The sequence below is a fragment of the Mesorhizobium australicum genome, from assembly GCF_900177325.1.
GTDB classification, from domain to species: domain Bacteria; phylum Pseudomonadota; class Alphaproteobacteria; order Rhizobiales; family Rhizobiaceae; genus Mesorhizobium_A; species Mesorhizobium_A australicum_A.
The window spans coordinates 58,347-70,800 of the sequence record NZ_FXBL01000004.1; the positions used below are offsets into that span (position 1 = coordinate 58,347).

A 12,454-nucleotide genomic window follows, 5' to 3' on the forward strand; every position below is an offset into this window, starting at 1 on the left:
AGGCTCAGGCCCAGGGACGCGCCGCGGCGTTCGTCTTCTCGAAACTGTCGATGGCCGAGGCCTTCTCCAGCGTCAGGCCGATGTCGTCGAGCCCGTTGAGCAGGCAGTGACGCTTGAAGGCATCGAGGTCGAACGTGATCGTGCCGCCGTCCGGCCCGCGGATTTCCCTGGCTTCGAGGTCGACGGTGAGCGTCGCGTTGGAGCCGCGCGACGCGTCGTCGAGCAGCTTCTCCAGGTCCTCGGGGCTTACCGTGATCGGCAGGATGCCGTTCTTGAAGCAGTTGTTGTAGAAGATGTCGGCGAAGCTGGTGGAGATCACGCAGCGGATGCCGAAGTCGAGCAACGCCCAAGGCGCGTGCTCGCGCGAGGAACCGCAGCCGAAATTGTCGCCCGCCACCAGGATCTGCGCCTTGCGGTAGGCCGACTTGTTGAGCACGAAGTCCGGATTCTCCGAACCGTCCTCGTTGTAGCGCATCTCGGCGAAAAGGCCCGTGCCGAGCCCGGTGCGCTTGATCGTCTTCAGGTAGTCCTTGGGGATGATCATGTCCGTGTCGACGTTGACGATCGGCAGCGGCGCGGCAACCCCGGTCAATGTGGTGAATTTGTCCATCGCTCATCTCCCTTCGGGCCAAGGTGCGCGGCAACGCATTACACAGACTCTTTCCCGAGGCAAAGTGGAAAGACGCCGCAGCACTTGACGCAGCAGGCGATTCCGCCACATCGACTCGATGCAGGAACATCCGCTCTTCATCGGAACGGCAGGCTGGAGCATCGCGTCGCGCTATGCGGCGGAATTTCCGGCGCAGGGGACCCATCTCGAGCGTTATGCCAGACGTCTCGGCTGCGTCGAGATCAATACCTCCTTCTACCGACCGCATCTGCCCGAGACCTATCTGCGCTGGGCGGAGTCCGTTCCTGACGCGTTCCGCTTTTCGGTCAAGCTGCCAAAGACGATCACGCATGAAGCCGGACTCGTCGACGCGGAAGCGGCGCTCGACAAATTCCTGCAGGACATCGCCGGCCTCGGCAAGAAGCTCGGCGTGCTTCTCGCTCAACTCCCTCCGCATCTGAAGTTCGAGATGCAGACCGCAGATGGCTTCTTTCGCCTGCTGCGCGGAAAGACCGCGTCGCACATCGCGCTGGAACCGCGCCATCCGAGCTGGTTCGGCCACGAGGCGGAAAGCATGATGAAGACGCATCACGTCGCCCGTGTCGCGGCCGATCCGTCCCGCGCGGCGAATGGGGACGAGCCGGGCGGCTGGGATCGGCTGAGGTATTTCCGCCTGCACGGGACGCCCGATATCTATTATTCCGACTATGATGCCGAGAGCCTCCTCACGATCGGCCGGCGCGTGGCGGCATCGGCAGCCGGCGGCGCCGAGGTCTGGTGTATCTTCGACAACACGGCGAACGGCCATGCGCTGGGCAATGCCCTGTCGCTGGCGCGGTCTCTCGGCAAACCGGGAAAGGAACCGCAGGACAGCTAGTCCGTTGCAGGCCAATGCGGACCGAACTCGACACCAAGCAATTCGCCGAGCCCGTGCTCGTTCGACTGTCTTCGGGCATCGTCTCGATAGGCTCGGTCCAAGAGGCCAGCGACCTGCTGGCAAGCGTGGAATGGCCGGGCCCGCGCGACGAGTTGCATGCGAATGCCCTCGAGACCTGCCTGAAGGTGCTCGACGGACATCGTTCGACCGGGGATGCCCGCGCTCGGCTTGTCGACGCGGCGCTTGCGGCGGGAATCTATTCGGACGCGGTCAGATGACGTTCAGTTCCCGATAGGGCCGGCCTTCCGCGATCCGCTCGTAACCGAAGACCGAGCAGTCGATCGTGCAGTAGCCGCCATGGACGACGAGTTCCGCCACGGCACGGCCGACGGCAGGCGCCTGCTGCAGCCCGTGGCCGGAGAAACCATTGGCGAAGATGAAGTTCGAAACGTCCGGGTGGCGCCCGATCACCGCGTTCTGATCCAGGACGTTGTAATCGTAGTGGCCGGCCCAGGCCCGCGTCGGCTTGATCGCCTCGAAGGCCGGAATGCGCGCGGCCAGAGCCGGCCAGATCGTCTCCTCGAACAGCGGCCATTCGGGTTCGAAGTCGGCGGGGTCGGCCGCGCGGTCGTCCTCGTGCGGCTCGGCGCCGCCCGTAATGTAGACGGAGCCCTCCGGCCGGACATAGACCCCACTCGGATCGACGATGAGCGGCATGTCCGCATAGCGCTCGCGTGCCTCGAAGACGAAGACGGAACGCTTGCGCGGCTCGACCGGCAGCGTGATGCCGGCAAGCGCCGCCACCTTGCCGCCGCTGGGGCCCGCGGCATTGACGACCGTGCCGGCGGATATCTGCGACCCGTCGTCCAGCGTCACTTTCGTGACCTTGTTGCCTTCGCGGGAGATACTGGTCACCTCCGCCTTGATGAAGGCGACGTCGCGCGTCTTCAGCGCGCGGCGGAAGAGCTGCAGATAGGCATGCGCGTCGAACCAGCCCTCCCCCGTGCGGCCGAACGCTCCGGCGACGATCCCTTCGGTCGACAGCCACGGGAAGCGCGACTGCAGCGCGGCCGGGTTCTCCAGCACGATGTCGGCGCCTTCCGCCGCCTGCACCGCGTGATTCTGCTCAAGGATCGGCGCGCCATCCGGGCTGGCGAGAATGAGGTAGCCGTTTTCGCGGAATCCGATGTCGGCATCGGCACCGAACTCCTCCTTCAGCCGCCGGAAGAGGCCGAGGGTGAACACGGACAGGCGGATGTTCTCGGGGATCGAGAACTGCTGGCGGATCGAGGCACAGGACAGCGTCGTCGACGCGGTCGCGAACTGTGGGTCGCGCTCGATCAGCGCGATCGAGCCGGTGAACCCTTCCTCGCGCAAACCCCAGGCGACAGAAGAGCCGACAATGGCCCCCCCGATGATGACGATGTCGAACTGCATGTGCCAGCCTTTTGTTGCAGCAACGCAAATCAGTTTTCATTCGTGCATTCAAGCGCCTTGCCGCCGCAGCCGCTTGCACCGGGTTCCGCGCCGATGCATGAAGACACCATCATGACGACACGCCCCTTCCGACCCCGCCGCTCCGTGCTCTACGTTCCTGCCTCGAACGCCAAAGCGCTGTCGAAACTGCCGGGTCTTGCCTGCGATGCCGCCATCATCGATCTGGAGGACGCGGTCGCGCCGGATGCCAAGCCTGCCGCCCGCGAGGCGCTGAAGGCGTTCTTCGCCGAACGCGCGAAAGCCCCGCAATCCGGCGGTCCCGGAGAGATCGTCATCCGGATCAACGGGTTGTCGACGGAATGGGGCCCGGAAGATCTGATCGCCGCGCGCGAATGCCGGCCGGATGCGATCCTGTTGCCGAAGGTGGAGACGCCGCGCGACATCCTGGAAGCCAACGACACGCTGGACGATGAGGACGCCCATCCGGGCATGTGGCTCTGGGCGATGATCGAGACGCCGAAGGCGCTGCTCAACATCGGCGCGATCGCGGAACTTGGTCGCGATCCCGGCGCGCGGCTCGCCTGTTTCGTCGCCGGCACCAACGACCTCGTGAAGGAAACCGGCGTGCGCATGACGCCGGACCGCCGTCACCTCGTGCCCTGGCTGATGCAGATGGTGCTGGCGGCCCGCGCCGGCGGCATCGATGTGCTCGATGGGGTGGCCAACAACTTCCGCGACCTCGACGCCTTCCGTCGCGAATGCGAGGATGGCGCCGGCATGGGCTTCGACGGCAAGACGCTGATCCATCCCGACCAGATCGGTCCGGCGAACGAGGCGTTTTCGCCCTCGGCGGACGAAATCTCCCAGGCCCGAGCGATCGTGTCCGCTTTCGCAGCGCCCGAGAATGCCGGGAAGGGCGTGCTCACCGTCGACGGCCGCATGACCGAGCGCCTGCATCTGGCACAGGCGGAGAAGCTTCTGGCCAAGGCCGGCAATCTCTGAGGAGGCATCCGTGAAACTCTATCGCTTTCTCTCCGGCCCCGACGATTCGAGCTTCTGCCACAAGGTGACGGCGGCGCTGAACAAGGGCTGGCTGCTGCACGGCTCTCCAACCTATGCCTTCGACGCGGAAACGAAGACGATGCGCTGCGGCCAGGCCGTCTTCAAGGAAATCGACGGTGTGGACTACGACCCGGGAATCAAGCTGAGCGACTACTGAAAGCGGACCTAAGGGCGCTGCCGCATCAGGGCCTGTATTCCTGGTCGAGACCTTCCTCGATGCGCGCCATGTCGTCGTCGGACAGGCCGAAATGGTGGCCGATCTCATGGATCAGCACATGGGTGACGATGTCGCCCAGCGTCTCCTCGTTCTCGGCCCAGTAGTCGAGGATGGCGCGACGATAGAGCGTGACGCGGTTCGGGCCCTCGCCGGTCGCCGGGTTCCAGCGCTCGGCAATACCGCGTCCCTCGAACAGGCCGAGCAGGTCGAACGGCGTCTCCAGCGAGAGATCGTCCATGATCTCCTCCTCGGGGAACTCCGCGACCTGGATGACGATTTCCCCGGTCAGCGTCCGGAACTCATCGGGCAGATGCGCATAGGCTTCGAGCGCGAGCATCTCCATATCCTCCAGGGAGGGGGAGAGCTGGTCGCGCCACAGACGTGAATTGTCGATGCGGGCCATGAATGCTCCTTTGGCGGGCCATATAGGGGTTTTCGGGCGCGGATAGAAGCGTTTCCGTCCGAAAGACGGCAGGAATAAATTCTTTGCGAGTCTGCTTGACTCTTCCGGCAGGCTTCGGAATCTATAGGAACAGAACAGGAACATCTGACCGGGAACAGTGCCATGGCCAAGGGCGCCGCGGCGCATGAGGCCGTTTGCGCCCTGCGCCGGGAAATCGCAAGGATCGAGGGCCGTCTGGCGGAAACGCTGGAGACCCCGGCCGACGATAACGATGCGGTGCTCGCGCGCCGCAATGGGGCCGCCTTGCTGCCTCGCATCCCGACCGGCACGCCCCGTTTCGATGCGGCTCTCGGCGGCGGCATTCCTGCCGCCGGCCTGGTGGAGATACACGGCCGCCTCACGCGTGATGCCGGTGCGGTCTCGGGGCTTGCGCTGGCATTTGCCGCACGCGCGGCCGGGCGCCGGCCCCTCGTCTGGATCGCGACCTCGGACATGATGCATGAGGCGGGCGAGCCCTATCTGCCCGGCATCTCCGCCTTTTGCGGCATCGGTGCCGGGCAGCTTCTGGTGGCTGAGGCGGCGAGGCCCGCCGACGCGTTGTGGATCGCCGAGGAGGCCGCGCACCTCGAAGCCATAGGCGCCGTGCTCCTGGAGATGCGCGGCAACCCATCCGTGCTCGACCTGACGGCGACACGGCGGCTGCACCGGCGCGCCCTGGCGGCAGGCCGTCCGCTTTTCCTTCTCTGCCATGGCGCAGAAGCGCAACCCACCGCCGCGCCACTGCGCCTGGTCGCCTCGCCCGCGCCGGCCGCGCCGCGACTGACTCTGGCAGGCCCGCTGCGCGGCTCGATCGGGCCACCCGCCTTCCAGATCTTCATCGACAAGAACCGCCTGTCGCCGCAAGCCGCCTTCCTGCTGCAATGGAATGCCGGCCGACGCATCTTCGAGGAGCCGGACCATGAGCCTGCCACAACGGATACTCGCCATCTGGCTACCCCTCCTGTCGCCGGACAGGGTCTTCCGTCAGAGATTCGGGAGGGCGTGGCGTTTCGACGGAGCAAAAAGGGGGCCGCTCCTCTTCAGCACGCGGCAGAACAATACCCAGCGCGTCGGCGCGCTTGATGAGGAAGCGGCTCGCCTCGGCCTGCGCCAGGGCATGGGAATCGCCGATGCGCGCGCAATGCATCCCTCGATCGAGATCGTCGAGGAAGATCCGCAAGCCGACCGCCAGTTGCTCGAAAGCCTGGCCGACTGGTGCAACCGCTATACGCCGCTGGTCTCGATCGACGGCGACGACGGTCTCTTCCTCGACATCACCGGCTGCGCACATCTGTTCGGCGGCGAACGGGCATTGATGAAGGATCTGCTCGCACGCCTCCGTCATCAGGGCTTCGAGGCGCGGGCAGGGCTTGCCTCGACGCCTGGCGCCGCCTGGGCGGCCGCGCGCTTCCGCAGCCCTGTCGTGATCGCGCCCGGAACGGAGGCTGAGCTTCTAGCGCCCTTGCCGCTCACGGCGCTGCGGCTCGATGCCGGGACCATCGCCGGCCTGAAGAGCGTCGGCCTGCGAACCGTCGCGATGGTGATGGAGGCTCCTCGCGCGCCCATCGTCCGCCGGTTCGGACCGCAGGTCGTCCTGCGGCTCGATCAGGCGCTCGGTTCCGTCGACGAGGCGATTTCGCCACGGTTGCCGGTGCCGCCCCTGTCGGTCGAGCGGCGGCTTGCCGAACCCGTCGAGCGCATGGAGGACATAGAGAGGCTCGTCCTGCTCCTGTCCCAGGCGTTGAAGCCGCACCTGGAAGAGCGCGGCGAAGGCGCCGAACGGCTGGAACTGATCCTGTTTCGCGTCGACGGCGAGGTAAGCCGCATAGCCACCGGATCCGCCGTCCCGCTGCGGGAATCATGGCGCATCGCCAAGCTGTTCCATGAACGGCTTTCGGCTTTGGAGAACCGTCTCGACGCGGGGTACGGCTTCGATCTTGCGCGTCTCGCAGTCGTGTCCGCCGCAACCCTCGAAGACCGGCAACAGAATCTGTCCGGGGACACGGCGGCGCACGAGGAGGATGCCGCCTTTTTCGCCGACCGGGTGCGCGCTCGTCTCGGCAGCGCGGCACTGACCGAACCCGATCTGCGGCAGAGCCATATTCCCGAACGGGCAACGAGCGTCGCCGACGCGCCGATGGCGAAGGCGATTCCCGCCGGCATGGCGGAGCGGCCGCTCCGGCTCCTGAGGCGTTCCGACCCGATCGAAATCATCGACGGCGCCAGTCTCGATTTCCGCTGGCGACGGGTCGATCATTCCCTGCACGGCAAGGAAGGGCCCGAGCGCATCTCTCCGGAGTGGTGGCGCGACGCAGCGGCTGGAACCCGCGACTACTATCGCATCGAAGACCAGGATGGACGACGCTACTGGATATATCGCGAGGTTCCGCAGGCAGCTGGCGAAGCGCCGCAATGGCACATGCAGGGCCTCTTCGCATGAATGCTCCCGTCTCTCCCGCCTATGCCGAGTTCGGCGTTCGGTCGAATTTCTCCTTCCTGCAGGGAGCCTCGTCCGGAGAGGAATTGGTGCATCAGGCGGCCCGTCTCGGCCATGCCGCGATCGGGCTTGCCGACCGCAACACCGTGGCAGGCGTGGTCCGCGCCTGGCAGCAGGCAAGGCAAACGGGCATTCCTTACCACCCCGGCGCCCGCCTGGTCTTCGCCGACGGCACGCCGGACGTGCTCGCCTATCCACGCGATCGTGCCGGCTGGGGCCGTCTCTGTCGGCTGCTGTCGCAGGCCAATCTCAGGGAGGAGAGCGAGAAGGGGAATTCCTTGGTCTATCTCGCCGACCTGCTCGAATGGGGCGACGGCATGTCGCTGGCCGTGCTGCCGCCGCTCGTCGATGCCGAAGCGGAACTTCTGCTCCTCCACAGCTTGAAAGCCAGGTTTGGTCCGGCATTACGGCTGGCCGCCGCGCCGCGTTTCGGCGGCAACGATGCCTGGCGTCTCGCCCAGGCGGACGCCATGGCGAGGACGACCGGCCTGTCGCTGATGGCCACCAACGACGTACTCTATCATGAGCCCGGCCGACGCCATCTGCAGGACGTGTTGAGCGCCACCCGGCTGAAAAGGACCGTGGCGGAGACAGGGTTTGAACTGGAGGCCAATGCCGAGCGCCATCTGAAATCGCCGATGGACATGGCTCGTCTCTTTCGCGGCTACCAGCATGCGATCGCCGAGACGATGCGCTTCGAGCAGGAGCTTGCATTCAAGTTGGATGAACTGAAGCACAACTATCCCGACGAACCGACGCGCGACGGAGCGACACCTCAGGAAGAACTCGCACGACTGACCTGGGAGGGAGCCGCGCGAAGGTTTCCGGAAGGGCTCTCCGAGAAGATCCACGCAACTATCCTCAAGGAGCTCGACCTTGTGGGCCGGCTGAACTACGCCGGCTATTTCCTGACGGTGCACGACATCGTCAGGGCGGCAAGGGAGATGAAAATTCTCTGCCAGGGTCGCGGCTCGGCCGCGAATTCGCTGATCTGCTACTGCCTCGGCATCACCGACATCGGCCCTGATCGTATGGAAACGCTGTTCGAACGTTTCATCTCGGAGGAACGCGGCGAACCGCCGGACATCGACGTCGATTTCGAGCATGACCGTCGCGACGAGGTGATCGAATACGTCTACGAAAAATACAGCGAGAAACACACTTCGCTGGCCGCCGCGGTCGTCACCTACCGCTCCCGTTCGGCCATGCGGGAGACCGCAAAGGCGCTTGGGCTTTCGGACGACACGATTGCCGCCCTTTCCTCCTCGACCTGGCGCTGGACATCGTCCGACCTCGGCGCGACCGAAGCGCGGGATGCGGGGCTCGACATGAGCGATGCGCTGACGAAGCACCTCTTCGACAACGCCAATGCATTGATGGGTTTCCCGCGCCACCTCTCCCAGCACGTCGGCGGCTTCGTCATCACCAAGGACCGGCTCGACGAGATCGTTCCGATCATGAAGACGGCGATGCCGGAACGGAAGATGATCGAATGGGACAAGGACGATCTCGATTCCGTCGGTCTCTTCAAGGTCGACATCCTCGCGCTCGGCATGCTGTCCTGCCTGCGCCGCTGTTTCGAGCTGCTCGAAAAGCATTATCCCGACCGCCCGGAAAAGGACCTGGCGACGATCAGGGAAGGTGAACAGGCGGTCTATGACATGATCTGCCGCGCCGACACGCTTGGCGTCTTCCAGATCGAGAGCCGGGCGCAGATGAGCATGCTGCCACGGCTGCGACCTCGGAATTTCTATGACCTCGTCATCGAGGTGGCGATCGTCCGGCCCGGTCCGATCCAGGGCGACATGGTGCATCCCTATCTGCGCCGGCGCGAGGGCAAGGAGGCTGTCGATTATGTGAAGCCGGAGCTCGAGGAGATCCTGGGCAGGACCCTCGGCGTGCCGCTGTTCCAGGAACAGGCGATGAAGATCGCCATTGTCGCCGCCGACTTCCCCCCTGACAAGGCGGACAAGCTGCGCCGCGCCATGGCCACCTTCCGCCGTGTCGGCACGATCGACAAGCTGCGTGACGAATTCATCGAGGGCATGGTCGCCAAGGACTATCCCCGCGAGTTTGCCGAACGCTGTTTCAGCCAGGTCGAGGGTTTCGGCGATTACGGCTTTCCGGAAAGCCACGCCGCCTCCTTCGCCCTGCTCGTCTACGCCTCCTGCTGGTTCAAGACCTTCTTCCCGGATGTGTTCTCGGCCGCGATCCTGAATTCCCAGCCGATGGGCTTCTATTCCCCTTCGCAGCTCGTCCGCGACGCACGCGAGCACGGCATCGAGGTTCGTCCTGTCGACATCAACTTCTCCGACTGGGACTGCACGTTGGAAAGGGCCGCATTCGATGCGGCCCGCATCGCTCCCCGCCATGCCTTGATGGCAGGCGTCATCCTCTCGCATCATGCGCTCCGTCTCGGTCTCCGCCAGGTCAAGGGCCTTGCGGAGGACGATATGATCCTGCTCATGGAGCGTCGCGGCTCTGGCTACGTATCCGTCCGCGACCTGTGGCTGCGCAGCGGCCTGCGCGTCGACGTCATCGAGCGCCTCGCCCAGGCGGATGCCTTCCGCTCCATCGGGCTCGATCGGCGCGAAGCCCTATGGGCGGTGAAGGCGCTCGGTCGCGAGAAGATGGTCGAGCGGTTGCCGCTCTTCGACCAGCCGCAGATCAGCTTGCCCGATCTCGAGCCGAAGACCAGATTGCCCGCCATGCCTCTGGGCGAGCACGTGATCCACGACTACCGCACCCTGACCCTCTCGCTGAAGGCGCATCCGGTATCTTTCCTGCGGAAACGGCTCACGGCCGCGGCGGTGAGTTCCTCGGCCGAACTCGAGAAGACCGCCAGCGGCCGCAGGATCAGCGTCGCAGGTCTGGTTCTTGTGCGCCAGCGACCCGGCTCGGCCAACGGCGTCATCTTCATGACCATCGAGGACGAGCGCGGCATCGCCAACATCATCGTCTGGCAGAAGACCTTCGAAGCCTATCGCGCCGTCGTGCTCGGTGCGCGCTTCGTGAAGGTGACCGGCCGAATCCAGTCCGTGAAAAGCGCGCAGGATGCAACCGCCGTCACCCATCTCGTGGCCGACAGGATCGAGGATCTGACGCCGTGGCTGGTCGACCTGTCCGAGGAAGCGGCCAATACCGACAGCCCCGCTCCCGTGGCGAAGCAAGGTAACCACCTGTCGCCGGATGCGCGGGTGATGGACGCAAAGCCGCAATTTCGGGAGGAATTCGATAAACTTGCCGCCCAAGCCGGCAAGGTCATGCCGAAGGGGCGCAATTTCCAGTGAGCGTCGTCAGTCCCGCTGCTTCCTGCGTGCCGCAATCTCGTCTTCGCCGAGCTGCCGCGCCTCCGAAGGCAGCATGATCGGAATTCCCTCGCGCACCGGATAAGCGAGCTTCGCCGAGAGCGAGATCAGTTCCTTGCTCTCGGCGTCGTAGGAGAGCATGCCCTTGGTCAGCGGGCAGCAGATGAGTTCGAGCAGTTTCGGATCGATGATCGTTTCGGCAGCGCTTTCAGCCATGTCCGTCACTGCAGGCTGGAAGAGAAATCGTCCCGCTCGCGTGCGAGCGACATTTCGGTGATGGCGATCAACGTCTCGGCCCGCGTCTTGAGGTCCGGCGCCTCGAGAAGCGCCTGTTTCTCGGCAGCGCCGTAGGGCGACATCATCGACAGCGCGTTGACCAGCGTGGCATTTTCCGCACGGCTGATATTGTCCCAGTCGGCTTCCAGCCCGTTCGCTTCGAGATAGCTGCGAAAGCATTTGAGCAGCGCGGCCCGGTCCACCCGCTCCGCGCCCTTGTCTTCGTCCAGATCGGCGAGGAACGGCATCAACCGGCAACGGCGGTAGGGCGTTTTGACCGGCAGCTCCTCGGCCACGCGGAAACGGCAAATCCCTTGCAGCGAGACGAGATAGCGGCCGTCGCCCGTTTCCGCGAAGGAGGTGATACGGCCCAGGCACCCGGTTTCGCACAGTTCCGGCTCACCGTCCTCGCGCAGCGCCCCATCGAGCCGCGGCTGGATCATGCCGATCAGCCGCGTCGAGGCGAGCGCGGCGTCGACCATTTCAAGATAGCGCGGCTCGAAGATGTTCAGCGGCATCCGCCCGCCCGGGAGCAGAAGCGCCGCCGTCAGAGGAAACACCGCCGCTTCCTGCGGCAGATCCTCTTGCCTGCGATAGAATGCGTTGCCGGCCTGCACACCGATACCTTCGCCGAGAATGAGCGGATCAGGACTATGTGGGGCGCGCAGCCTGTTCCGCAAGAGCGCCGAAAGGAAGGCCGTTCAGGAAAACAACAGCGACGACAGCTTGCGGCGCGCGGCCAGCGTCGCCTCGTCGGTCATGCCCCAGGCCTCGAAGAACTGGAGAAGCTGCTTGCGCGCGCCGTCGTCGTTCCACGCACGGTCGGCCTTCATGATCTCCAGCAGGCAGTCCGCCGCTTCGGTCCGTTCGCCGCGGGCATTGTGCAGCATGGCAAGGTCGAAACGCGCCTGGTGATCCTTAGGATCGGCCTCAAGCCGGCGCAGCAGGTCGCCCGCATCGCCGAGCTTCTCGGCCTGCTCGGCAAGCGCGATCCGCGCGCTGACGCCGGCGATCGACGCATCCGACCGCTTGTCCTCTGGCGCGGTTTCAAGCACCGATCGCGCGGCGTCGATCTGGCCCGCATCGATCAACAGCCCCGCCAGGCCCGCGATGGCAGCCAGCGTGTCCGGCGCCACCTGAAGGATCTCCTGGTAAATGTCGGCAGCCGTCTGGCTGTCGCCGGCGGCGAGCGCCTCGGTGGCCGCCGCGAGCGCCGCCTCGATCTGCGCTCCGGCCCCGCCCGGCCCCGCCACCCGATCGATGAATTCGTTGACCTTGCTTTCCGGCAGTGCGCCCATGAACCCGTCCACCGGCTGGCCATCCTTGAAGGCGATGACGGCGGGGATCGACTGGATGCCGAGCTGTCCGGCGACGGCAGGATGGTCGTCAATGTTCATCTTGACCAGCTTGACGCGCCCGCCGGCCGCCTTGACGGCCTTTTCGAGCACCGGCGTCAACTGCTTGCACGGTCCGCACCACGGCGCCCAGAAGTCGACCAGCACCACCTGGTTGCGCGATTCCTGGATCACGTCCGCCGAAAAGCGTTGCGTCGTGGTGTCCTTGACCAGGTCGCCTTTCGGTTCGTCCGGCGACCCGCCGAAGCTGACATTGGCCGAATATTGCGCGCCGGCCGGAGCGAACGGATTGTTGTCGGTGCTCATTCGGTGGCTCCCTTGGAAACGGCGCGGCTGATGACCTGATGTACCGTCAGGCTCGGCGACGCGCCAC

Annotated in this window: 13 protein-coding genes; 7 read left to right on the forward strand and 6 right to left on the reverse strand. The window is 65.2% G+C overall.

Translation table 11 applies throughout. The features are described from left to right. Positions 1–4 precede the first annotated feature (4 nt). On the reverse strand, positions 5–610 hold the full coding sequence (leuD, locus tag B9Z03_RS02615) for a 3-isopropylmalate dehydratase small subunit (RefSeq protein WP_085462757.1): 606 nt from the start codon (positions 608–610) through the stop codon (positions 5–7). A gap of 118 nt (positions 611–728) precedes the next feature. On the opposite strand from leuD, the gene B9Z03_RS02620 reads away from it, so the two are divergent. Together B9Z03_RS02620 and B9Z03_RS02625 are read left to right on the forward strand one after the other, a co-directional pair. Further along, positions 729–1,487 carry a DUF72 domain-containing protein gene (locus B9Z03_RS02620; RefSeq protein ID WP_085462758.1) on the forward strand — a complete coding sequence of 253 codons (759 nt, stop codon included), beginning with the start codon at positions 729–731 and terminating at the stop codon, positions 1,485–1,487. A gap of 14 nt (positions 1,488–1,501) precedes the next feature. Continuing rightward, the gene (locus B9Z03_RS02625; RefSeq protein WP_085462759.1) at positions 1,502–1,765 is read left to right on the forward strand and encodes a DUF982 domain-containing protein; all 264 of its coding nucleotides are present in this window, start codon (positions 1,502–1,504) and stop codon (positions 1,763–1,765) included. Here the strand turns inward: B9Z03_RS02625 and B9Z03_RS02630 are convergent. Next, positions 1,758–2,924 (reverse strand): NAD(P)/FAD-dependent oxidoreductase, encoded by a 1,167-nt coding sequence (locus B9Z03_RS02630; RefSeq protein ID WP_085462760.1) that lies wholly within the window; start codon positions 2,922–2,924, stop codon positions 1,758–1,760. The two genes, B9Z03_RS02625 and B9Z03_RS02630, sit on opposite strands and share 8 nt — an antisense overlap. Before the next feature lie 93 nt (positions 2,925–3,017). On the opposite strand from B9Z03_RS02630, the gene B9Z03_RS02635 reads away from it, so the two are divergent. Further along, positions 3,018–3,926 carry an HpcH/HpaI aldolase/citrate lyase family protein gene (locus B9Z03_RS02635; protein ID WP_432416984.1) on the forward strand — a complete coding sequence of 303 codons (909 nt, stop codon included), beginning with the start codon at positions 3,018–3,020 and terminating at the stop codon, positions 3,924–3,926. A gap of 10 nt (positions 3,927–3,936) precedes the next feature. Next, positions 3,937–4,143 carry a DUF1737 domain-containing protein gene (locus tag B9Z03_RS02640; protein ID WP_085462761.1) on the forward strand — a complete coding sequence of 69 codons (207 nt, stop codon included), beginning with the start codon at positions 3,937–3,939 and terminating at the stop codon, positions 4,141–4,143. Between the two features lie 25 nt (positions 4,144–4,168). Here B9Z03_RS02640 and B9Z03_RS02645 read toward each other — a convergent pair whose 3' ends face one another. After that, positions 4,169–4,606 (reverse strand): metallopeptidase family protein, encoded by a 438-nt coding sequence (locus B9Z03_RS02645; protein ID WP_085467463.1) that lies wholly within the window; start codon positions 4,604–4,606, stop codon positions 4,169–4,171. A 162-nt stretch (positions 4,607–4,768) separates the two neighbouring features. Here B9Z03_RS02645 and B9Z03_RS30465 point away from each other — a divergent pair, with 162 nt between their 5' ends. From B9Z03_RS30465 to B9Z03_RS02655, 3 genes are read left to right on the forward strand one after another with little or no spacing between them, the layout of a single operon-like run. Then, the gene (locus tag B9Z03_RS30465) at positions 4,769–5,728 is read left to right on the forward strand and encodes an ImuA family protein (RefSeq protein WP_348528991.1); all 960 of its coding nucleotides are present in this window, start codon (positions 4,769–4,771) and stop codon (positions 5,726–5,728) included. Between the two features lie 22 nt (positions 5,729–5,750). Then, positions 5,751–7,085: a Y-family DNA polymerase gene (locus tag B9Z03_RS02650; RefSeq protein ID WP_348529075.1), complete on the forward strand. Its 1,335-nt coding sequence runs from the start codon at positions 5,751–5,753 to the stop codon at positions 7,083–7,085. Further along, complete coding sequence (locus B9Z03_RS02655; protein ID WP_085462763.1) at positions 7,082–10,432, forward strand: error-prone DNA polymerase; 3,351 nt, start codon at positions 7,082–7,084, stop codon at positions 10,430–10,432. Before B9Z03_RS02650 ends, B9Z03_RS02655 begins: the two co-directional genes overlap by 4 nt. A gap of 6 nt (positions 10,433–10,438) precedes the next feature. On the opposite strand, the gene B9Z03_RS02660 is transcribed toward B9Z03_RS02655, so the two are convergent. From B9Z03_RS02660 to trxA, 3 genes are all read right to left on the reverse strand, one after another. Further along, positions 10,439–10,666 (reverse strand): Trm112 family protein, encoded by a 228-nt coding sequence (locus B9Z03_RS02660; RefSeq protein ID WP_085462764.1) that lies wholly within the window; start codon positions 10,664–10,666, stop codon positions 10,439–10,441. Between the two features lie 5 nt (positions 10,667–10,671). Further along, positions 10,672–11,343 carry an LON peptidase substrate-binding domain-containing protein gene (locus B9Z03_RS02665; RefSeq protein WP_085462765.1) on the reverse strand — a complete coding sequence of 224 codons (672 nt, stop codon included), beginning with the start codon at positions 11,341–11,343 and terminating at the stop codon, positions 10,672–10,674. An 84-nt stretch (positions 11,344–11,427) separates the two neighbouring features. Next, complete coding sequence (trxA, locus tag B9Z03_RS02670) at positions 11,428–12,387, reverse strand: thioredoxin (protein WP_085462766.1); 960 nt, start codon at positions 12,385–12,387, stop codon at positions 11,428–11,430. Between the last annotated feature and the right edge of the window lie 67 nt (positions 12,388–12,454).

Excerpts from the sequence above, each read along its gene's own strand:
- leuD (WP_085462757.1), bottom strand. The coding sequence starts at position 610 with ATGGACAAATTCACCACATTGACCGGGGTTGCCGCGCCGCTGCCGATC.
- B9Z03_RS02620 (WP_085462758.1), top strand. The coding sequence starts at position 729 with ATGCAGGAACATCCGCTCTTCATCGGAACGGCAGGCTGGAGCATCGCG.
- B9Z03_RS02625 (WP_085462759.1), top strand. The coding sequence starts at position 1,502 with ATGCGGACCGAACTCGACACCAAGCAATTCGCCGAGCCCGTGCTCGTT.
- B9Z03_RS02630 (WP_085462760.1), bottom strand. The coding sequence starts at position 2,924 with ATGCAGTTCGACATCGTCATCATCGGGGGGGCCATTGTCGGCTCTTCT.
- B9Z03_RS02635 (WP_432416984.1), top strand. The coding sequence starts at position 3,018 with ATGCATGAAGACACCATCATGACGACACGCCCCTTCCGACCCCGCCGC.
- B9Z03_RS02645 (WP_085467463.1), bottom strand. The coding sequence starts at position 4,606 with ATGGCCCGCATCGACAATTCACGTCTGTGGCGCGACCAGCTCTCCCCC.
- B9Z03_RS30465 (WP_348528991.1), top strand. The coding sequence starts at position 4,769 with ATGGCCAAGGGCGCCGCGGCGCATGAGGCCGTTTGCGCCCTGCGCCGG.
- B9Z03_RS02655 (WP_085462763.1), top strand. The coding sequence starts at position 7,082 with ATGAATGCTCCCGTCTCTCCCGCCTATGCCGAGTTCGGCGTTCGGTCG.
- B9Z03_RS02660 (WP_085462764.1), bottom strand. The coding sequence starts at position 10,666 with ATGGCTGAAAGCGCTGCCGAAACGATCATCGATCCGAAACTGCTCGAA.
- trxA (WP_085462766.1), bottom strand. The coding sequence starts at position 12,387 with ATGAGCACCGACAACAATCCGTTCGCTCCGGCCGGCGCGCAATATTCG.